Source organism: Paenibacillus sp. PK1-4R, from assembly GCF_030369595.1.
GTDB lineage: Bacteria > Bacillota > Bacilli > Paenibacillales > Paenibacillaceae > Paenibacillus.
The window spans coordinates 1,409,745-1,431,811 of sequence record NZ_CP126535.1 but is presented as its reverse complement, the minus strand read 5'-3'; the positions used below and the strand labels follow the sequence as shown (position 1 = coordinate 1,431,811).

15 protein-coding genes are annotated in these 22,067 nt (G+C 47.3%); 5 read left to right on the top strand and 10 right to left on the bottom strand.

The features are described 5' to 3' along the window. Positions 1-170: 170 nt before the first annotated feature. A complete protein-coding gene (locus QNO02_RS05895; protein ID WP_289391421.1) occupies positions 171-2,471 on the top strand; it encodes a helix-turn-helix domain-containing protein in 2,301 nt (766 codons plus the stop codon). A 204-nt stretch (positions 2,472-2,675) separates the two neighbouring features. Here the strand turns inward: QNO02_RS05895 and QNO02_RS05890 are convergent, their stop codons facing one another. The 8 genes from QNO02_RS05890 to QNO02_RS05855 all read right to left on the bottom strand — a co-directional run bounded on the left by QNO02_RS05890 (position 2,676) and on the right by QNO02_RS05855 (position 14,089). After that, a complete protein-coding gene (locus QNO02_RS05890) occupies positions 2,676-3,722 on the bottom strand; it encodes a glycoside hydrolase family 18 protein (protein WP_289391420.1) in 1,047 nt (348 codons plus the stop codon). A gap of 5 nt (positions 3,723-3,727) precedes the next feature. Next, positions 3,728-6,361, bottom strand: a complete 2,634-nt coding sequence (locus QNO02_RS05885) for a transglutaminase domain-containing protein (RefSeq protein ID WP_289391419.1) — start codon at positions 6,359-6,361, stop codon at positions 3,728-3,730. A gap of 7 nt (positions 6,362-6,368) precedes the next feature. Further along, positions 6,369-7,391, bottom strand: coding sequence for a carbohydrate-binding family 9-like protein (locus QNO02_RS05880; protein ID WP_289391418.1), 1,023 nt, complete (start codon positions 7,389-7,391; stop codon positions 6,369-6,371). 63 nt (positions 7,392-7,454) lie between these two features. After that, positions 7,455-8,741, bottom strand: a complete 1,287-nt coding sequence (locus QNO02_RS05875) for an alpha-L-fucosidase (RefSeq protein WP_289391417.1) — start codon at positions 8,739-8,741, stop codon at positions 7,455-7,457. 107 nt (positions 8,742-8,848) lie between these two features. Beyond that, entirely contained in the window at positions 8,849-10,444 is a 1,596-nt protein-coding gene (locus QNO02_RS05870; RefSeq protein WP_091034022.1) for an extracellular solute-binding protein, read from the bottom strand. A 41-nt stretch (positions 10,445-10,485) separates the two neighbouring features. Further along, complete coding sequence (locus QNO02_RS05865; RefSeq protein ID WP_036668765.1) at positions 10,486-11,394, bottom strand: carbohydrate ABC transporter permease; 909 nt, start codon at positions 11,392-11,394, stop codon at positions 10,486-10,488. Between the two features lie 15 nt (positions 11,395-11,409). Beyond that, positions 11,410-12,381 (bottom strand): ABC transporter permease, encoded by a 972-nt coding sequence (locus tag QNO02_RS05860; RefSeq protein WP_133386662.1) that lies wholly within the window; start codon positions 12,379-12,381, stop codon positions 11,410-11,412. 784 nt (positions 12,382-13,165) lie between these two features. Continuing rightward, positions 13,166-14,089 (bottom strand): S-layer homology domain-containing protein, encoded by a 924-nt coding sequence (locus tag QNO02_RS05855; RefSeq protein ID WP_133386661.1) that lies wholly within the window; start codon positions 14,087-14,089, stop codon positions 13,166-13,168. Positions 14,090-14,449: 360 nt separating this feature from the next. On the opposite strand from QNO02_RS05855, the gene QNO02_RS05850 reads away from it, so the two are divergent. The 3 genes from QNO02_RS05850 to QNO02_RS05840 all read left to right on the top strand — a co-directional run bounded on the left by QNO02_RS05850 (position 14,450) and on the right by QNO02_RS05840 (position 18,607). Then, positions 14,450-16,192, top strand: a complete 1,743-nt coding sequence (locus tag QNO02_RS05850; RefSeq protein WP_133386660.1) for an ABC transporter ATP-binding protein — start codon at positions 14,450-14,452, stop codon at positions 16,190-16,192. Further along, a complete protein-coding gene (locus QNO02_RS05845; protein ID WP_289391415.1) occupies positions 16,185-18,002 on the top strand; it encodes an ABC transporter ATP-binding protein in 1,818 nt (605 codons plus the stop codon). Before QNO02_RS05850 ends, QNO02_RS05845 begins: the two co-directional genes overlap by 8 nt. A gap of 104 nt (positions 18,003-18,106) precedes the next feature. Further along, positions 18,107-18,607, top strand: coding sequence for a DUF5381 family protein (locus QNO02_RS05840; RefSeq protein ID WP_289391414.1), 501 nt, complete (start codon positions 18,107-18,109; stop codon positions 18,605-18,607). A gap of 34 nt (positions 18,608-18,641) precedes the next feature. Here QNO02_RS05840 and QNO02_RS05835 read toward each other — a convergent pair whose 3' ends face one another. Next, positions 18,642-19,073: an Lrp/AsnC family transcriptional regulator gene (locus QNO02_RS05835; RefSeq protein ID WP_249911599.1), complete on the bottom strand. Its 432-nt coding sequence runs from the start codon at positions 19,071-19,073 to the stop codon at positions 18,642-18,644. Between the two features lie 131 nt (positions 19,074-19,204). Here QNO02_RS05835 and QNO02_RS05830 point away from each other — a divergent pair, with 131 nt between their 5' ends. After that, positions 19,205-19,957 carry an MBL fold metallo-hydrolase gene (locus QNO02_RS05830; RefSeq protein ID WP_091034040.1) on the top strand — a complete coding sequence of 251 codons (753 nt, stop codon included), beginning with the start codon at positions 19,205-19,207 and terminating at the stop codon, positions 19,955-19,957. Between the two features lie 525 nt (positions 19,958-20,482). On the opposite strand, the gene arfA is transcribed toward QNO02_RS05830, so the two are convergent. Continuing rightward, a complete protein-coding gene (gene arfA, locus QNO02_RS05825; protein WP_091034043.1) occupies positions 20,483-21,988 on the bottom strand; it encodes an arabinosylfuranosidase ArfA in 1,506 nt (501 codons plus the stop codon). Positions 21,989-22,067: the final 79 nt, after the last annotated feature.

Sequence of the window (22,067 nt, the reverse complement as noted above, 5' to 3'; positions counted from 1 at the left end):
CTTTATTACGGATTGCACTTGAATTTATAAAAGAACCATTGCTTTATTAGAGAAGTTCTCCTAGTATTTTTAGAAGGAACACCCCAGCAGTTCCCATCTTGGCAATACCTTCACTGCCCATATGAGAGCGCTATCGCTGCAGCACGAAAGAAAAACGGGAGGTTGCAGATATGAAATGGAATCACTTCAAGTCCAAGCTTCTGTTTAAGTACACCCTATCCTATATCTCCATTTTCCTTATCCCTCTTGTTATTTTAACCATCATTATTTATCACAACGCTGTGGACACGCTCCGTTCAGAGATCGAGCAGACCAATGTCAATCAGCTCACTCAAGCCAAAACTGTCATTGATGATCGCATGAAGGAACTACAAGACATCGCTTTTCGCATCGCCTACGATGAGCAGTTAACGCGGTATTGGACCCACCATCCGTACTATAGCCGGGAATCAATCGGCGCATTGGTCAAATACAAAGCTACCAGTTCCATTATCGATGAGTTATTCCTGTTCTTCCGCGGAGATGATAACATCTATTCTTCTCAAGGTTCTGAGAACCTGGATGTATTTACTGGCCGCTACAAATTTACTACGTGGAACAAAACAGACATGATCCGGGATTTGAATAACGTACAGTCCCCCACAATACGTCCAGCGGAGCAGGTCGTCCAAGGAACCAGAATACCCAATTCCATGCTAGCCTACCTTGTACCGATTGCACCTAACAATACGCCCGCCCATGGAACCGTCATGTACCTGATTCACGAGTCCAATCTGACGGGCCTAATTGATTCCATCCTCAGCGACTATCACGGGATGACTTATATTTTCGATAATTTCGGGCAAGTACTGGCAGCCAATTACAAGGGAGAAATCATATCCGAACAGGAAGTTAACGCTCTGTTTGCTCTTGAACCCGGAACGCACAGCATCTCCTTAAATCAAGAACCACATTCGGTTGTATCCGTTAAATCGGATGCGGGTTGGACTTATGTGACCGCTATGCCGAGCAACCAATTTTTTAGCCGAATCGTTCATATTCGCACCTTTGTTGTTCTTGTTTTCTCCTTCATGGTGGTGATGGGCACGTTCCTCGCCATTATGTTGGCCCGAAGACATTACCATCCGATTTCAGACTTAATGGAGTTCATTCGGTTGAAAAATGATCCTGATCCATCCTCCACCACCAACGAGCTGGAATGGATCAAGAAAACACTGCATGATTATAGTCAGCGCGTAGATCTTCAGGAGCCCTATGCTCGCAATCATATTTTGCTCATGTTGCTGAAGCACGGTCACACCGGAGATTTCCCCTCTGAGTTTACGGATAAGCTTGGCATACGCTTTAACCGATCCCATTATTTTGTGATGACCATGGGCTGGGAAATGCATGCTTTTCCTATCGGTGATAACCCCGAGCAACCTACTGTCATGCAGCTGATGAACGATGTGGAGCTGCCGGAGTTGTCTGCATATGCTTACGGCGTGGAGCTGCCACAGGCAGACCAATTGGCCCTTATCGTGGGATTCGATGCCGAAATAGAGCATGAAGGTAGACTGAATGCTCGTATGGAGCCTATTGTTGAAAAACTGCAATGGATGGTGACAGAACACACCGGGGTCGCGCCCGCAATCGGGATAGGCAATCGGTACATTTATCCGAAACAGCTGAATCAGTCCTACATTGAGGCCTCGACCGCTCTGGAAGCATCGATGCTGCATGGACAGGGCAGCAGTACATACTTTAACAACCTTTCCGGTTCCGATGTACAGGATTCTTCCTTCTGGGTTCCTAAGGATGTGTTATTAAAGCTGGTTCAGAGCTTAAAACAAGGCAGCTATGATGTGGCGGTTCAGATGGTGTCAACTGCGTTGAATACCCTGAAATCCGAAATGCCGTCTGTACCGCTGCTGCGTTGCATCTGCTTTGATATTCTGAATACAATGCTCAAAACCGCTTCGGAGCTTGGAATTCATCATGTGGTTGATCAACTTCCAAGGATCACTTCCTACGACTCGTTGGAGGATTTGGAGAAAAAACTGACAGGTCTTGCCGCCGAAATCTGCGCCCATGTCGAGGCAAAGAGTGAAACGGAAGAAAGCTCCCTGATGGATGAAATTGTTGCTTATATCGATGCCAATTTCTCTGATTATGATCTCAGTCTGGGTACGATTTCATCGAAATTCACGATCTCTTCATCCTATTTCAGTCGTTCTTTCAAAGAAAAGATCGGCATGAACTTTACCCAATATATCTGGCAGAAACGGATGGATGAGGTCATTCGACTACTGCTGCATACTACCGATCCGTTAAAAGATATCATCACGCGTGTCGGTTACCTGGATACACCAAACTTCATCCGCAAATTCAAAAAAGAGACGGGTTATACCCCAGGGCAATACCGTAAAATGCACCGTCCCAACGGCTCCGCCGATTCCCCTGATGATGATGACGAGGAATGTATTGGATAAAGGGATACATTGTCTCTGTGAATGGTTACATCTCAAAACAGTAAACAATGTATATGAGAGCGAATAACCGTGCCTGATTCATTAGACCAAAATAACGCAAACAAGGGGCCGTCCTATACGCCATGCTCATGACGTATAGGACGGCCCCTTCGTATGTTTTTAGTCCTTAGACATAATCGATCCGTCGGCTTCGACGTGCTTATCCTATTTCCCAGCTGGAAGAACCTTCAGCCCTTGATGTACTGCACCCAGCAAACGGTGAGTTGGATCACAGCCGTACTCCCAGAACATGATCCCGGCCAGACCTTGATCCTTTACGTAATCACATTTGCATTGGATCGATTCTTCATCATCATACGATATTAAGCTGGACCCATTAAACAGAAACGGTGCACAGGCTTCTTCATCCCAATAACGAGTGTAACCATTCTTGTTAATGTACTTCGCTTCCAGCTCGGCAAATGATGGTCCATATCCGCCTGTACTACCGGCCATTTGATGGAGCCCGTAGTTTCCGTCAGGAACCTCAGTCCAGATCCGGGAATAGAACGCAGCTCCGATCACAATTTTCTCCTTCGGAACGCCTGCGCGAATAAACAGGTTCACGGAAGCATCCGTACTGATTCGAAACAGATCTCCGGTTGGCGTGTACAGATTCGTATGATGTCCAGTCAGGACTTGAAAACCGCCACGCATATCATAGGTCATCAACTGCACGTAGTCCAGGTACTGCTGCACCTTAGCCATCTCTGTACCATCAACGTAGTATTGATCAGCCCCTGCCGCAATGGTGAGCAGATAATAACGGCCATCCTCTTCTCCCTTGGCACTCAGTGCCTCCCGCATCGTCTTGAGAAGTAAAGTGAAATTCCGTTTATCATCAGGACTGGATGCGATACCTGCTTCACCATAACAAGGATACTCCCAGTCCAGATCAATCCCGTCAAATGGATATTCCTCCAGCACCCGGACCGCAGATGCAGCCATGCTGTCCCTCCCCGCCTGGGTTGAGGCGGCTTCGGAATAACCGCCTGCGCTCCATCCGCCTACAGACAACAGCACTGTAAGATTCGGATGCTCCCGCTTGATGTGCTGGATCACATGGCCGTTTTTTAAATGCTCGGTGGTGATTGCATCATTCTTGACATGTCCGAAGGCTACGTTCAGATGTGTTAACTTCAAGAGATCCTCATGTGCCATATCGGGGAGAACTGAATCAACAGCATAACCCGCAGCAATATATCTCGTCACTCTCTTCACTCCGATCCGTTCGATGATTGAGATATCGCAGCAGCAATCTGCAAGGCTTCCTTCCCGGTACCAATCTTGTACCCGGAAGCCAGATAACGAACTTGATGCTGAGTATCCAGCACAAACAGATGTGGATAACCCGCTTCATAAGCCGCAGGCTTCGAATTGAAGCCTGACAAGGAAGCATAACTGGAATCTCGTACAAAAACCGTGCGTACAGGCAGTTTTGGATAATCAGCAGGGTCAAAGGCAGCGTTCCATTCCATATCTCCGATCATGAGTACGATGGGTATGCCCAGCTTATCCAGCGGCTCTGCCAGCTCGCACAGTTCACGAATCAGATGTTTGGTCGGTTCCCGCTCCGGTTCAATCCAGGCAGCAATGGCACCCTCCGATCCCAGAAGTTCCTCCAGTTCTACCTCTGAACCATCCAGACGGGTCAGTATACTTCCTGGTGCCAGTTTACCCAGTACAGGAATATCAACCTCATTCTCGCGATAAGACAATACAACATCAGTTGTATCTCCGGCGTTCACGGTAAAGTAAACGAATCGTACTTTTGCCGTTCCATCTTTCAGACGAATGCCTGTCGTTAAGCGATAAGCTCCTGCCTCAACCTCATATGGCTCACTATAGACATCCGTACTGCCATAAGGATAAATCAACGTCTTGTAGACGCCATCTTCCAGACGGGCAAACGTAAAGTTCTCGAAATAGGATGCTTCAGGTGTATCCTGCGAAGCTTTTATATCCCTATGAAGTTGGAGCATTCCCCAGCTTGTGCTCTCCTGAGTTTGAGGTAAGGCGAGACTAAACACTGCATCCTCCCAGCCTCTGTCACTTAGATACTGTGGTTTCTGTGCGCTCGGATGTAATCGGGCCGGAATACCCAAACTGCGACATACAGCCACAAACAAAATATCCAGCGACTGAGAGTCTCCCTTCATTAGACTAAACGTCCCTATCGGATTCCCTTTACCTTTTAGATTAGGAAGATCTTCATAGTATTCGTATTCCTGTTCCAGCATTCGGGCAAGTGTCGCAGGATTTTCCCTGAACGTCACTACCTCCTCTGCCGAAAAGGCATTCTGGAATACACCTCGATAAGGGACCAGCATCTCATAGGAGATCCGCGGACACAGGATGTATCTCACAAACGTATCTTCCGCCCATGATCCTTGCTGCGAGAGTGCACCAATCAGATGATCGTCCAGCGTCTGGCGAAGGGTATCAATTAAATCTTTTTCATTCATCGACTCCAGCAACCGGAGCGGCCATTCACCGTATGAATTGGAACGTTCCTCTAGGAAAGATGCAATTTCACGACTGTTCCCCCTTGCCTGCTGGAGAACATCCCACACACGTACCGAGGGCAGTCCAACCTTTTTAGCCAGCGAGACAGCTTCCTCCTCACTCAGGAACGTGTCCTCATACTCGCTCCGGGTCTGCGCTCCTTCCTCCAGCCGACGATTGTGAATCTGGATCTTCTCTTCCGGTAACACAATCACAGCCTCTCCCTCCCTTTCCGGAGGAGGAACCATATCGAAATCTACAATCCCTGTAGGCTGCTCTGATGAGTTCAGCACAAGCTCTATAACCTTGTTTTCCTGAGCCTTGAATAGGATCTCACTCCACTTGCCGCCGCTAACCGCACGAATCAAAAGGTCACCACAGCCAGTCTTAAAGGTCGCTTCCCCTTGTGCATCCGTCCTAATCTCGGCAATTGGATAAAATTCAGCCGTATTGTACAGCTCAAAGCGGACGCTCGCGCCGGGTACGGGCTCTCCCTGCTCATTTTTCACCTTCACATAGATGTTGCGTGTTGGCGCATAGTTCTCAAGCAGATTAATCTCCGTATATCCCTTTTCGGAGAGCGTAATATCCTCTGGGCCGGGATAGTCGGCATAGATTCTTGTATTAATCAGCATGGCCCTGCGGGCTGGCGGACTGAACCACCCTTGGTTCAGACGGACTTCCGGCTCGCATGCACCGATGTAATACCATTGACCATCTGCCCAGGCTTCTACCCAAGCATGGTTACTATCACAGTGAGCCCAGCGCGGTGTGTAGACCTGACGGGCAGGTATACCGATGCTGCGAAGAGCGGCCACCGCCAGCGTGGATTCTTCGCCGCATCGACCACGAGCATTCCGGATCATCGTCAGCGGGGATATCGTGCGCAGATCGCTGCCTATATAGGTCGCTTTTTCATGACACCAGTAATTCGTCTCCAAAATGGCATCTGCCATGGATAAGTTCGTAGTCCGCTCGGCTAATTCGTCATACAATAAGCCGCGGTAATCTTCAATATTTTCCGTATTTATGCGATAAGGCAGTACAAAATGAAGGAACAAATGATCAGGAACGCGTTCTCCCCAAGGCACACGTTTACGGGTGTCCAATGCCCGGCTCACATGACTCAAGAACAAGTCCCCGTTATAATCAGCCATGTCGTTTACCGGCATATAGGCATAGACATACTTCAATGCCCACGTCTCTTCTTGTGTTAGCTCCTGCTGAAAAATATGAAATAACTCCGATTTGCGAGCCTCTGCAAAACGTACCTTCTCCTGGAACTTCTGCTCGATCCTCTCCAATGACTGTGCATCAAGGGAAAATACCAAGGTTTGGCTGGTCATTGCGTTCTCACTCCTTCCACAGCTTTCCGTCTTCCCGAATACAGATCAAGGCCGTTCCGTCCAAAGACGGCGCAGTAATCTGGAACAGGCTGCGAGTCGTTTCAATAACAGGCTCACAGCTCCACGATTCCTCACCCATAAGCAGCTTCACATCTTGGGTAAATTCACCATGCTTTTCATAATAATTACGTTCACGGTAATAAAGCTTGCGAAGCTCCCATTTGATTCGTTCGTCTTCAGGCAACTCAAATGACTGATCCGTTCCGTCATCCGAGAATACAACATACCCCCATAACTCCGGGTAATGCATGTTGATAATACCCATAGGTGACCACACCCAGTTGTCCTCCGGATAAGGTTTACCAGTATCTGGATTCAGCACCTTGTAGTACTCATCGCCCTGTACCTCGGTCTGCCACTCCACGCGCGAGAAGTTGACACGCCAGAATTCACCCGGCGAAGGTGGACGGTTTCCTTCGGCACATTCCTTTAGACTGGTCCAGGGAATCGCAACTTCCACGCTCCATTTCCGGTTCTCTGCACCAGGTCTGTTCAGTTCCCCATCGATATATACGGCCGTCTTGAGACCGCTAATATCCCAACCGTTAACCGGAGGCCCACCATCCCGATACGGCTTCACTAATAACAGGTCCCATACCGTATTGAGCGCATTGATCTCGAACTCATAATATTGATGGGAATCCCCGTCGGGATCGATAAAAATCTCGAAGTCATTGTCATAAAAAATAACGGAATCACGTTCAGTCAGGGTAGCCCATATCTGATCTTCAATCAGCTCGGCAGCAAAATAGAAATAGTCGTCATCCCACAGCATTTTTACCCGTGTCTGTTTCTCTGGCTTTGGACGAAGATCCCCTTCGATATCAACGAAATCCTCCGTCCAATGAGCCGCATTCCAAAATGCCTTATCCACACGGCCATCTAACACCAGTGGTTCCTGCGCACGCTTGCATATATAATGTTTGGGAGCATACTCAATCCTGGGTTCTGGCACTCCACTTCGGTTCATGTCACTCTCTCCAATTCGTAAGGGAGGGCATGCATCTATCGGCACATGCCCTCCCCGTAATGGTTAGTTATGGGTGACAACGGCTCCAGCGCCGCCGTACATTTCCAGCTCCTCATCAAATTCGAGCTTAAGAACGGTCACCTGTTCATGTGTATCCTTCGAGGTCATCTTAATCCACGTTGTTCCCGGGATATTGAACCAAGGCACGCCCCCATGAATCTCATGATTAAGCTCTTTGCCCGAATGCAGCACGGTAATTTTCTTGATCGGATTGCAGAGCCCCTTGATGCACACATTCTCTTTTGGATCGTCATACACAAACAGGTAAAGCGTCTTTCGATCCTGGGATACCGTGCTTCCCCCCAGATAATAGCGAGGCATAATGCCTTCACCCGTACCAAAGACGGCCTCTTCATGGGTTCGGATCCAAGCTCCCAGTCCAAACAAAATATCCTCCTGCCTCTGATCGATGGTGCCGTCTTCACGCGGACCGATATCCAGCAACATATTACCGCCCATCGAAATGCAGTCACAGAACATTCGAATGATCTGATTTAACGATTTGTATTTATGATCGGTTGGCACATAACCCCATGATGTGTTAATCGTGGTGCAGAATTCCCAAGGTCCCTCGGGTCTTGTGATCGGAATGCCCTGCTCAGGCGTCTTGTAATCCCCATAACCTTGAAGGCGGGAGTTGATGATGATATCCGGGTTAAAAGATTGCAGATAATGCTTGAACTCAGGCAGATTCCACTGCTCGGCACTCCGTTCCCAGTCCCCATCAAACCACAGCAGATCCACCTTTCCGTAATTTGTTAAAATCTCTCCCAGTTGATGGTTATTAAATTGCAGGAACTTCTGCCACTTTGCCTGATCCTGAACGCCGTCCACAGGACTTGAATGCCGGTTGACACCACTGAGATCCTCCGGTACTTTTCCACCTTCATACACGCTAGGATAATCCGGATGTGACCAGTCAATGAGCGAGAAATACATCCCCAGATGAATGCCCTTTTCCCGAATCGCTTCCGCATATTCCTTCACAATGTCACGATTCGCTGGTGTCTGTTTGACAACATTGAGATCACTATATTGCGTATCCCATAACGCCACGCCATCATGATGCTTCGTTGTCAATACGGCATACCGGGCACCAGACTTCTCAATCAAGTCCGCCCACTTCTCAGCATTAAATTCCGATGCCGTAAAACCATCCAACTGTTTCATATATTCTTCATAGGATATCCTGCCATTATAGAAGGACCAGGATTCCGCAATCCCGTCCACCGCATAGATGCCATAGTGGATGAATATCCCCAGTTTGGCTTCTTCAAACCATTTCTGCATAACGCTCCACACCTCCCCCGAGAATTCTTATATGCGAAAAATTTAATGCAGCTAACATTATTGAAGCTAACTGCTGTCTTTTTGCATGGGATGTATCTCGATAGGCTTTATTGCCCCGAATTCCAGCGGTCATATGCCCCCTGATACAGTTCGATGATACGGTCACTGCCCATTTTCTTCATCTGTGCAATGTACTTATCCCAGTTCTCAAGTGGTTCCTGGCCGGTCACAAACTTCGCTTCCATCTGTTTAACGTACGTATCCAGATCAGACAATAGAGCGGTTGCTTCGCTTTGCTCTTCATTCGTCAAATAAACGTTAGGAAATGGTGCTTTTCCGATAGGTACCAACTTCTCTTGATTCTGCTGGTCAATCCACTCATCAAATTCGGTGCGTAGACCCTTAGCTACATCCGGATCATTAATACCCGGTGTCAAAATACCAAAGTTCGGCGTAATTTTACCCCGGTATTCCTCGCGATCACCGCCGCCAGGAACAGGGAGCCACTCTTTAACGTGATTTTCCTTGTCTTTGAATTTCCACAGCACACCTTCCGGACCTTGATTGAACAGTGTCGCACCTTCATAGCTGTATAAGTAATCGATCCATCGCATTGTCGCCTCGGGTGACGGGTTGCTGCTTGTAATAGCAAAGGTACCGCGAGCCGACATGCCCGGATGTTTGCCGTATACCGGAGAGTCTGCCACATCGCTCTTCACGGGTGTCATCAGCGGATGATCCGTGCTAGGTTCACCACCAAGCGTGAAGTATGGATGGTAATCGTTAAACAGTGCAAGTTTGTTGCTTTCACCTTTTGCTTTTTTCTGATCACCTGTTTGAGAGAAGGTCTCATGATCCAGCAAGTCTTCCTTCCACAAGCGGTTCATGAATGTAAGATAACCTTTGTAACCTTCTTCTTGATAAGGATAGTGAACTTTACCGTCCTTATCGGAATAGATGCCTTCGTTGTACATTCCCCAGAAGCCGAAGAAAAACATGCGAAGATCATCCAGTTTCACAGAAGTAAGCGGAATTTCATCTTGCTGGCCATTGCCATTAGGATCTTCTTCTTTTACACGCTTGAGATACGTATACAATTCTTCCGTAGTCTTGGGCTCTTCTACGTTAAGTGCCTTCAAGAATTCCCCGTTGTACCACATTGGGCCTCTATACCATACGGCCGCTTTATCAATGAATGGGAGTGCATACATATGCCCATCAGGTGTTGTAAATGATTTGCGGACATCCGGGTTCTCATCGAGTATCTTTTTGATATTTGGGGCGTAACCTTCGTCAATGTATTTTTCCAACGGGATCAGGATGCCCTGGCTGCCATAAGTCACCTGCTCGGCAGGCTTGAGGTCCGCAGCATAGAACATATCCGGTAAGTCTCCACTCGCGAAAACCAGATTTTTTTTCGTTTCAAAGCTATCGATCGGTGAGAGCTGGTATTCCAGCTTGATGCCCGACAGTTTCTCCATTTCTTGCAGCACAGGCATCGTGCTCCAGTCGGCTACGCCCGCATCCTGGGACATAACCTTCAACGTTAGCGTTTTGTCTACAATGGGAAAACCTTCCTTTTTGACCCCCTCTACTTTGGAGGTCGTGCTTCCGTCTTCATTGGTTGAACCACAAGCTGCAAGCAATGTTGCGAATAAGGTGAGACAGAGTGTAATGGATGAAGCCTTGCGAAGCTTTTTCATAACAACAACTCCCCTTGTTTAATGTGGTATATGGATTAAGATCATCCCTTAACGGAACCGATCATAACACCCTGTACAAAGTAACGCTGGAGGAATGGATACACCGCAATGACCGGTAGGGTGGCAACAATAATGACTGCATATTTGACCAGTGCAGCAATCTCCGCTTTGGTATTCATCGCCGTTGCTGAAGACGTATCGATAGCGCCTCCCCCCTGTGCCGCCATTTCCTGAAGCACCAGAATCTGGCGCAGAAAGAGCTGCAGCGGGTACTTGGAAGAATCATTCAGATAGATCATGGCACTAAAATAGCTGTTCCAGTGTCCGACTCCATAGAAGAGCGCCATCACTGCAATGATTGGCATGGAAAGCGGGAGCACAATCTTGATGAACAACCGGGTGTTGGTACACCCATCAATATGCGCCGCTTCCTGTAACTCCTTGGGAATGGTTGATTGGAAGAACGTCCGGCATACGATAATATTCCAGATGGATGCAGCCCCGGGCAGAATAAGTGCCCACATGCTGTTCACCATACCAAGATCCTTGACCAGCAGGTAACTTGGGACAAGCCCTCCGCCGAAGAACATCGTTACCATAAACATCGCCATGAAGAATCCACGTCCCACAAAGTCCGAGCGGCTGAGCGCATAGGCTGCCGGTAGTGTAACAATCAGGTTAACGATGGTGCCTACAACGGTATAGATAATCGTATTTTTGTACCCAATCCAGATGTTGGTGTTCTCAAACACCCTGGCGTAACCTTCAAACGTAATCCCTTTTGGAAGCAGCCACATCTCACCGGAGGCTACATATTTGGGATCACTGATTGAAGCACTGATGATGTATAACAGTGGATACAGCACAATGACGAGCGCTACCGTCAGATAGATGTAATTGCACAATAAGAACAATTTATCACTTCTGCTTTCTTTCACAGCGGATGACATGTGTATTCCCTCCTTTTACCACAGGCTGTTTTCACTGGTGCGGCGTGCAATCTGATTTACGGTAATAAGTAGAATCGCATTAACTACGGAGTTGAATAATCCCACCGCCGTAGAGAAACTGTACTGCGCATCGACCAGACCGGACCGATAGACAAATGTTGAGATGACATCAGACGAGCCCATGTTCAGCGGATTTTGCAGCAGCAGGATTTTCTCGAATCCGACGCCCAGAATACTGCCCATATTGAGAATTAACAAGATGGTGATCGTAGGAATAATCGCTGGTATGTTAATATGCAAAATCCGTTTGAACCGGCTCGCACCATCCACCACAGCCGCTTCATGCAGTTGCGGGTCCACACCCGATAGAGCGGCAAGGTATATAATGGTGCCCCAGCCTGCACTTTGCCAGACTCCTGAAAGTACATACACTGTCTTGAACCACGCAGGGTCCGTCAGGAATTGAGGTGACTGAAATCCAAGGGCCTGTACCAAATTGACAATCATGCCTGACGAGGGTGATAAAAAGGTAATGATCATCCCCGACATCACCACGACCGAAATGAAATGTGGTGCATACGTGACGGTCTGCACAGTACGCTTGAAGAAGGAATCCTTCACTTCATTGAACGCTAACGCCAGAATAATCGGCAGTGGAAAACCTATAGCCAGCTCATACAAGCTGATGCTAAGGGTATTCCATAGTAAATCCCAGAAATAATACGAATTGAAGAAACGGATGAAATGATCGAATCCGACCCATGGGCTTCCTGTGACACCAAGCGTTGGGATAAAGTTTTTAAATGCAATTTGTATGCCGTACATCGGACCATAATGGAATATCAGAAAGTATAAAAAGGCTGGCGCAATAAACAGATACAACTCCCAGTTCCGAATCGTCCTTCTCCATAATTTATTTTTCTTACTGCTCGGATTGGTGTATACCGATAAGTTTTGCGATAAGGCGGACTTCCCATCTGGTTGCATCAGTTGTTTCCTCCTTTTTTGGTAACGCTTACATACCGAGTTTATGGTTCATTGCCTAATCCGTAAATATGCCATTTCAATCTTCACTTCTAAAATCACGGAATATACTGTTACAACAGGGGTTTACACTTTTGTTGCCAGCTTGTCATTGTCATTTCGGGGTTGTAAAACATGTAGAATTTGACCTATTTCCCTCCTGTAGTTGTCATTGAGTGTTTCATCACATGAACTTGAAAGATGTCAGATCCGAACTTAGGTTAGAAAACAGACCTTAAAGTCAAAACCCACATATACGCATTGGACACGGTATTCATGTCTACAAGCATCATACTTTAATGTAATATTATCTGTCATATATATTCCGCACATTACAAACCTGTAATGGCTTGCCTTTATTCTATATTTCTCCTCCCTCTTTCGTATATATGTTGTTTTTATCTTTGCCTTCAGGATACATAAGCGCTTATAAACACTGGAAATATGAAGTCATATATGTAGATTTTGCACAAGGTGTGGAATCTGAAAACAGTAGATATTTCGGAAAAGACCATTTAAAAAAAGCCATTCCGCTAACACGAACTGGCTTTACAACCTAAGCAGATATCCAATTTTATTCATAAAAAATGACATAATTAATCACACTACATGTAATATAAATGATCATATAAACCTGTGTACAGTTTCAACTCAAATAAAAAAACCACTCTCCATACATGTATGGAGAGTGGTTTTGAAGATACACATCCGTTTTAACCATGTTCAGTTTATAGGGGTTGCAGTGAATTTACTTACCAGAAGGTTGAGCTTCTGCTGTATACCCTGTTGGAATATCCGTTTCTGCAGTCACATTTGTGATAACCATCGGATACATCATGTCTGGATCAGGTTGAATAATGGAATAGAGCACGATCGCGCGTCCATCCTTCTCCAATTTCACATCATCAATCTTCAATCCATAACCAGGGTGTGGCATTTCAGCAGTGAGTTTAACTTTGGTTGTTTTGTCATCAACCTTCGTTGTTGTCACTTCAGGTACGATCGCTTGTTGGCCTTCACCTGGATTGGTTGGAGCTGGCTCTGCTGAGCCGCCATTGCCGTGTTTATCCACAAATTCGAGTGCATTGAAGATCATGCTTGCAGCCTCCATACGGGTAAGCGACTGATCTGGACGGAAGTTACCGTCCTTATCCAGTTCAATGATGTTCATGTTCAGCAAGTTCTGGACTGCAGATATGGCGTCCTTACCGATTTTATTTTCGTCCTTAACAAGATTATACTTCATAATAACCGGATAATTCCCGGTTGTGTTAATGCCTTCATGCAGCAAAATAACAAATTGCTCACGTGTCATCTTGCCTTGGGGATTCAATTCTACCGGAATGGACAATCCGTTTTGCGTAGCCGCTTGAACAGCGTCAGCATACCATGTGTCTGGACTAATTTTATCTTGAGCGGAAGACGCAGCATATGCATTTTTCAGACCAAATGCATTTACAATCAGTTGAACACCCTGTGGCTCGGACAATGCAAGATCTGGACGGAACAGATCCGCTGTTACTCCGCTAACAATGCCTTTTGATTTCAATGAATCCACAATCGACTTCTGACCTTCATCCTTCACATCTGTGAAAGCAAATACCGATGCACCTCCTGCTGTCAAAGAAACGCAGAGCGCAAGTGTTGCAGCCAAACCTTTTTTATGTTTCATTTCCTGGCACCTCCATATGATTAGTAAAGCCTATTTTTTACCTCTTCATTCCTACAGACGGCATACCCATGAAAAATGTTTCAGTAATTTCGACATCTGGTGAATACAACACGGGAACACGGCATAGAACTCTTCTCCGACGCAGCTAATCCGATCACCTGCTTTTTGCTAACTGGCTTCGTTGACATCCATTCGGATTAGCGCAAAAATAAGAATAGAGAAATCTATCGGATGACGGATAAACAACGAACTAGATCGCATACAGTAAGAGGGCACGACGCGCTAATAACAGGTGTCGGCCCTTTTCTTGACTCCACCTGCTGAACTGACTTCACCTATAACAAAAGGAGAACAACGCTTATGTCCAAGAAAGGATTACTTCGCGGTTATGTTGTGTCGAACTGGCCTGTTTATCTGGTTGCTGTTCTTCTGATTATTGCCTCCAATGTCGGGCAAGCATCCTTGCCCCGCATACTCGGCAGTTTCACGGATCAGTTGATGCAGAACACGCTTCAGATGCAGACGGTCGTAAGGTACAGCCTGTCCCTTTTGGCTATTGCCATCGGGTATAATCTGCTGTTCGGTACCGGGCAATTCATGATTATGAAGCTCGGTCGACGCTTCGAATTCATGACGCGTGAGCGTATATTCAGTAAGTTTTCCGAACTTAGCGAACATTATTTCTCCAAACAGGGGAACGGAAAGCTGCTCAGTTATGTCATGAATGACGTTACTTCCGTTCGTGAAGCGATCTCCAATGGTGTGACACTCATGACCAATGCCACCTTCCTGCTGTTGTCCTGCATTGTCATGATGCTGCTTAGCGGGATTCCGTTGACGCTCATTCTAATCAGTGTTGTCCCTTTGCTGGCGATTCCATTTCTGGTCGTGTTTTTTGGTCCGCGGATTCGCAAGCGCTCTCGCGACGTGCAGGAAGCTCTTGCTACCATGACGGAATCGGCGGAAGAGCAACTGGGTGGCATTCGCGTAACCAAGACGTTTGCCATCGAGGACAGTGCTCGTGCACGCTTTGGAACTACCGTCGATGCAATCAAGAGCAAGCAGCTTCGACTGGTTCGTCTGTCTTCCTTGTTTCAAGCCTTGCTACCACTGCTGGGAGCCATCTCATTGGTCGTTTCTCTGCTTGTTGGAGGTATTATGACCATGCAGAATTCTATTACACTCGGGAGTTTTGTCGCCTTAACCTTATATCTGCGCATTATCATGGGACCGCTTCAACAGATCGGCAATGTTATTAATACCGTTCAGCGCTCAGGCGCATCACTGGAGCGGGTGAATGACCTGCTCAGCGAAGTAGCGGATGTACGTGAACTTCCTGAAGCCACAGCGCTCCAAACCGTACAAGATATCACCATGGAGAATCTAACCTTCTCCTATCCTGGCAGTTCATCTCCTGCTCTCAAAAACATTCAACTCAATATCCGTGCCGGGCGAACGGTCGGTATTGTAGGCAAGACCGGCTCAGGTAAAAGTACCCTCGTCAAGCTATTGCTGCGTACATATGAACCACCTGAAGGAACAATTCGCATCAATGGTACCGATATTCGTCAGCTGTCGCTGGAAAGTCTAAGGTCGCGCATCGCCTATGTCCCTCAGGATGGATTCCTGTTTAGTACCACCATCCGGGATAACATCGCATTTAGCGACCGGGAAGTATCGCTGGATACAGTGGAACATAGTGCACGGCAAGCCATGATCTATGACAATATTGTCCGTTTTCCCGATCGCTTCGATACACTGCTTGGCGAACGTGGACTCACCTTGTCTGGTGGACAGCGTCAGCGAACGAGCCTTGCAAGAGGACTGATCAAACAAGCACAGTTACTTATTCTGGATGACAGTATGAGCGCGGTTGATGCTGTCACCGAGAGTGGTATTCTGCGCAGTTTGCGCGAAATCGGCAAGGGCAAAACCACATTGATTATCTCTCATCGCATCAGCGCGGTCCGTCATGCGGACGATATTATCGTGCTGGATGAAGGACGAGTCGCTGAACAGGGAACACATGCTCAGCTGATGGTTGCCAAGGGGTTATATGCGGCCACCTACCGTTTGCAGGAGGAGGGATTACATCATGTCTAACGCTAACCCTGAACTTCACCCAGATGCAGAGGCCGATCAGAGTAAACGAACTTCGTTTAAAGCGATGATGGCATACGCCAAACCGCATAAATGGGCTTTTGCCGGTATCTTCTTCTGTTCACTGCTTGGCATATCGGCAGATTTGTTACAACCCTATCTGGTGAAGATCGCCATCGATGATCATCTGGCCGTGGGCCAGACCAGTGTGGGCTTTCTCGTTCAGCTCGCAGCCATCTTTCTTGGGCTGGCTGTCATCAGTTTTATTTTTACCTATATCCAGAATAATCTGTTGCAGCACGTAGGACAGAACATTGTATCCCGGATCAGAAAGGACCTGTTCAAGCATATCTCCAAAATGTCCATGTCCTTCTTTGACCGTTTTCATATCGGCAGTCTGGTTACAAACGTATCCAGTGATACGGAAACCATCAGCAGCTTTTTCACTCAAGTACTGCTCAGTCTGATTCGGGATGGTATGATGCTGGTGCTCATTATCGTCTTTATGTTCCAACTTGATCCTGTGCTGGCGACATACTCCCTGATCGTTCTGCCTGTCATTGCGGTGGTTGCGGTATTATTCCGTAGTCGACTGCGGAAAGCTTATCAAAATGCCCGTACCCGGCTTTCCCGTTTGATCGCATTTACGGCGGAGAACTTGTCCGGCATGTTCCTGATTCAGGCTTTTCACCAGGAAGAAGAACAGAAGAAACGTTTCTCGGAACAGAATGCGCTTCATCTGAAAGCCAACATTGCTCAAGCCCGCTCCAATGTCATCTTCAACCGGACGTTTGATATCCTTGGCAATGCGGCACTGGTCATGATGGTCTGGCTTGGAGGTCGCGCCGTACTGGGAGAGTCCCTGCAAGTCGGGGTATTGTATGCGTTTATCAGCTATATCCGCCAGTTCTTTCAACCGATTAACCAGATTACGATGCAATGGAATACATTCCAGTCCACGACCGTATCGATGGATCGCATCTGGAACATTCTGAATACGCGGCCTGAAGTTGCTGATCCCAAACCCGGAATGGCCTCCTCGCTTGAACCACAAAATGTGATGGGCCAGATTGATTTTAATGATGTGTCTTTTGGTTATCGGGCAGACCGGCCCTTGATCCAACAGATGAACCTGCACCTCTATCCGGGTGAAATGGTAGGTATCGTAGGAACAACAGGCGCTGGCAAAAGTACACTGATCTCCCTGCTCAATCGCTTCTATGATGTAGACAAGGGCAGTATCGAGATTGATGGTACCGATATTCGGCATCTGCCGCAGGCTAAGCTTCATCGGATCGTGGGTCTGATTCAACAGGAACCCTTCCTGTTCTCCGGTTCCATTATTGATAATGTGAGGATGTTTCGTGAGGATATTACGCGAGAGCAGGCGATTGAGGCCTGCCGGTTTGTCGGGGCACATACGATGATTTCACGTTTACCACAAGGATATGATACGCATCTATCCGAACGCGGAAGCGGACTGTCCGCCGGGGAGCGGCAATTGATTTCATTTGCCCGGATTGTGGTGTTCCAACCCCACGTGCTCATCTTGGATGAGGCAACCGCCAATCTGGACTCACACACTGAACAGCTTGTGCAGCAGGCGCTGGAATTGGTATCCCAAGGACGCACCACCATTGTCATTGCTCATCGCCTGTCCACAGTGATGCATGCTGATCGAATTCTGGTGATGGAGAATGGGGAGATTGTGGAGGAAGGACCGCACCAGGAACTAATCGCAGCCAAAGGTGTATATGCAGACTTGTACACCCATGCGCGTGATGCAGGTAAAAATTCAGCTATATCAGGGTAATGAACCTGAGTTATAGTAAATACAGAACGTTGAACATGCCGCTCTGCTTATGCAGGCGGCACGTTTGGCATATCGATCAGCATTGTTAATTAGGAGGAACATCTATGCAACAACATGAAACACCCAAGCGTGACCATCAGCAGATTCGTTACCGACGCAGCACAGCTATATGGAAAGGAAGTTTATGCTTCCTGTTCCTTCTCTTGTGCGTGAGCTTATTATGGATCATCGTGGACGGACAAGCGGAAAGACTGGAGACCCTATACTATTCCATCGCTGCCGTGCTGGGTATGTGGTTGATCGGACCGCTATTCTTCATGTTTGTCTCACGACTAACCAGAACCCCTGCCGTATTGTTATCCTGGGATGAGGATGCGTTGAGCACAGGCAAACAGAAGATTGCTTGGAGCCAAATTCGCAAAGTTGAACTCGCTTCACCTGCCCGCAGCAAGTGGCTCCTGTCTGCTTCTCCCATGTTTGTCCTGTACTTAAAGGACGGCACACGCTCTCATATTCAGACAGATCATCTGCTGAGCAAAAAAGAGTTGAACCAGGCGGTGACCTTGCTTCAGGAGACTTTGCAGCAACAGAAGCAGGATTGTTGAGTACCGGGATGGATGAGGGCAAGTTCCCCACATATCACTGTGATTTCTCAACACCTATGGACAGACTGACTCTGTAATTGCCGTAAGGTAGCAATGCTTCAAGCAGTTGGCCAAGCTGCTCTGTGGTGCCAGTCTGCACTCTCATCAGATAACAGCCTTCTCCGCTGACGCGATGGACTTCAACGATGTCCTTACGATCAGCAATGAATGTACGAAAGGGGGCATGTCTGTCGCCGGAGTTCAAGAAAACCGTGACAAATGCCTGTAGGCCGAGGCCCAGGCGTTCCGGGTTCCATTTTACCGTATACCCTTCAATCACGCCCAGATCTTGCAGCTTGCGGACTCTTGCACCAACTGCCTGTCCCGTAAGATGAACCTCTTCACCGATCTCTTTGTGAGAACGTTTGGCATCTTGAATCAGAATCTGCAAAATACGTATATCTGTGTCATCTACCATTTCATTCATCTTACTTCAGCAATCCTTTCACGGTGAAATTAGCGTGGCCTAATTCCATTCATCATGTTATGTACGCCGTTAAACGGGTTGTATACCATATAGGGTAATACTATTAAACAACTCGAAGGAGTGCAAATATAATGAAAATTCAATTGATTCGCAATGCTACACTGTGGCTGGAATACGGAGGGCTGAACATTCTCGTTGATCCGATGTTGATGGACGCCGAAGTCATGCCTGCATTCCCGAACACACCCAATGAGTTACGTAATCCAAGAGTGAGCTTGCCCGAAACCGAAACGGATTATCTGAATCCGGATCTGTTGATTGTGACACACACCCATCTGGATCACTGGGATGAAGCCGCGGCGAAACAACTTGGCAAAGACATTCCCTTGATCTGCCAGCCTGGGGACGAGAACGTATTTCTGGAGGCTGGATTCACCAATGTAACAGCTGTAGATGAAAAAAATGAGCATCACTCTGTCCGATTCGCCCGTACATCCGGGCATCATGGCACAGGTGAAATCGGCGAACGTATGGGCAAGGTGTCCGGCTTCGTACTTGAAGCAGATGGAGAACCTGTCACCTATATCGCTGGAGATACGATCTGGTGTGAAGAACCTGCTGAGGCCATCCGCCAATATGCCCCAGAAGTCATTGTTGTAAATGCCGGAGGTGCACGCTTCGTGGAGGGTGATCCCATTACGATGGACGGGCCTGACGTTGTCGCCGTGAAGCGCCATGCGCCGTCTGCTCATGTCATCGCTGTGCACATGGATGCGATTAACCATTGTGTGATGTCTCGTACGGATCTTGCGACTTATCTGGCATCCGAGCAGTTGGATGGTCAGGTGCTCATTCCACGTGACGGCGAAAGTTTTGAGTTTTGAAGCGGAAGCTACGCTGAATCAAAGCTGAGAAATAACCTTTTCACACAGGTGGGTGGATTGTAACGAACTCAGCACACGCTATTAGTCTGTTTTTGGATACTCTAATATTCTAACGAATCCTAGACACGTTATTTCCGCTCTGGGCTTGCTTTTCCCGAGATTTATCCATCTTTTTGCCAGGATAACGTGTCTCCGATTCGTTAAATTTCTACTATAACGATAATCGGCACAATAAGGTGTCCTAAGTTCGTTAGCGCGTATGCACAGGAACGTGTACTTCATTCTCAACACACGCCGTTACCTAACTTATATGTTACCTTGTCTGCCACTTCATTACTCATGTCTCCCATGTCTTCCCTTTCCCTATAAAATATAACGAAAAAAGCTGGATGCGATGAACTCGCACCCAGCTTTTTTTGGCTTCAAGGAACACGCTGATCCTCTGAGCCGCTGGCTTCCCTCTTGGGCATCATTCCTGCAATTGCGCCCTCACGTGTCCTATCCCTTTACGCTTACGCTAATCCCCTACTGAACTTTCAAACGAATCACGTTCCATGATGCTTTCGCCAAGCTCGCCGTAATCAGGGTCTCAGATACAACTGCACCCCCACGATTATGAGGAGCAACACGGTTTGGTTGCGCCGCCGTATTCGATGCTTTGAGATCATCACTTTCCAGCACGATATGCTCGATCACGGTACACTTCCCGAAGCTGCGCAGGTCCACCTCGAGCGGAAGGGATTCTTCCAGATGACGGTTGACTGCGAATACAGTCACTTCACCCTGCTCTTCGTTATGAACCGCAATAGCTTCCAGATAAGGAACATCTGTGATTTGTTTTGTATCGTATTTTGGAGACTGGATCAATGGCACCAATGCTGTTCCACGCCCGAAGAGAGATGTATGCATGAATGGATAGAAGATTGTCTGTCTCCATGAACCACCGCCCGTATCTGTCATGATTGGTGCAATTACGTTAACGAGTTGTGCCAGACAGGCCATTTTAACCCGATCCGCATGTTTGAGCATACTGATCAACATACATCCAACAAGCAGTGCATCCTCATGATTGTAGATATCCTCAAGCTGTGGCGGGGCAATCTGCCAAGGGTCCATCTTCGAATCATTTTCATTGGAGTGATACCATACATTCCACTCATCAAAGGACAGATACATCGTCTTTTTGCTGCGTTTCTTCGCTTTGATATAATCACAAGTTGCCTTCACGGTATCGATAAAACGATCCATTTCAAGCGAGCGTGCCAGGAACGTTGGCGTATCTTGCTCTTGATTGCCGTAGTATTGATGCAAGGACAGATACTCCACGTGATCATACGTATGATCCAGCACCGTTGCTTCCCATTCCGGGAATGATGGCATATTCAGGTTTGAACTTCCACAGGCTACCAGTTCAATCGTTGGGTCCGTCCACTTCATGACTTTTGCCGCTTCAACGGCTGCACGTCCATACTCTTCTGCCGTTTTGTGACCGATTTGCCAAGGGCCATCCATCTCGTTGCCCAGACACCATGTTTTGATCGCATGTGGCTGCTTGTATCCATGCTTGATGCGAAGATCACTATAATACGAACCTTCCGGATGGTTGCTGTACTCTACAATATTTCGTGCTGCATCGGCGCCCCGTGTTCCCAGATTAACGGCCATCATGACTTCAGAATTAGCCTGTTTCGCCCAGTCCACGAATTCATTGAAGCCAAATTCATTGGTCTCAATCGTTCTCCAGGCCAGTTCCAGTCTGCGTTTGCGTTCTGACACAGGTCCAACCGAATCTTCCCAATTGTAACCGGATACAAAATTACCTCCAGGATAACGTACAATCGGTACATTTAACTCCTTGACCATCTCCAGCACATCCGTGCGGAAACCCTGTTCGTTCGCTGATGGATGCCCCGGCTCGTAAATCCCGCCATAGACGGCACGTCCCAGATGCTCAATAAATGATCCGTACAAGCGCTTATCCACTACACCAATAGTAAAATCTTTATCTACCGTCATTTTTGCTTTTTCCATAATGAATTTCAACTCCTTAAGATTAATATAAAAATTAATTGATATTCTATGGATCAACGTTCATATTTATATTAAAATC

Coding starts and splice junctions, on each gene's coding strand:
- QNO02_RS05865 (WP_036668765.1), bottom strand. CDS start 11,394: ATGTCATCCGCTGTGAAAGAAAGCAGAAGTGATAAATTGTTCTTATTG.
- QNO02_RS05860 (WP_133386662.1), bottom strand. CDS start 12,381: ATGCAACCAGATGGGAAGTCCGCCTTATCGCAAAACTTATCGGTATAC.
- QNO02_RS05895 (WP_289391421.1), top strand. CDS start 171: ATGAAATGGAATCACTTCAAGTCCAAGCTTCTGTTTAAGTACACCCTA.
- QNO02_RS05880 (WP_289391418.1), bottom strand. CDS start 7,391: ATGAACCGAAGTGGAGTGCCAGAACCCAGGATTGAGTATGCTCCCAAA.
- QNO02_RS05885 (WP_289391419.1), bottom strand. CDS start 6,361: ATGACCAGCCAAACCTTGGTATTTTCCCTTGATGCACAGTCATTGGAG.
- QNO02_RS05840 (WP_289391414.1), top strand. CDS start 18,107: ATGCAACAACATGAAACACCCAAGCGTGACCATCAGCAGATTCGTTAC.
- QNO02_RS05870 (WP_091034022.1), bottom strand. CDS start 10,444: ATGAAAAAGCTTCGCAAGGCTTCATCCATTACACTCTGTCTCACCTTA.
- QNO02_RS05850 (WP_133386660.1), top strand. CDS start 14,450: ATGTCCAAGAAAGGATTACTTCGCGGTTATGTTGTGTCGAACTGGCCT.
- QNO02_RS05845 (WP_289391415.1), top strand. CDS start 16,185: ATGTCTAACGCTAACCCTGAACTTCACCCAGATGCAGAGGCCGATCAG.
- QNO02_RS05835 (WP_249911599.1), bottom strand. CDS start 19,073: ATGAATGAAATGGTAGATGACACAGATATACGTATTTTGCAGATTCTG.
- arfA (WP_091034043.1), bottom strand. CDS start 21,988: ATGGAAAAAGCAAAAATGACGGTAGATAAAGATTTTACTATTGGTGTA.
- QNO02_RS05875 (WP_289391417.1), bottom strand. CDS start 8,741: ATGCAGAAATGGTTTGAAGAAGCCAAACTGGGGATATTCATCCACTAT.
- QNO02_RS05855 (WP_133386661.1), bottom strand. CDS start 14,089: ATGAAACATAAAAAAGGTTTGGCTGCAACACTTGCGCTCTGCGTTTCT.
- QNO02_RS05830 (WP_091034040.1), top strand. CDS start 19,205: ATGAAAATTCAATTGATTCGCAATGCTACACTGTGGCTGGAATACGGA.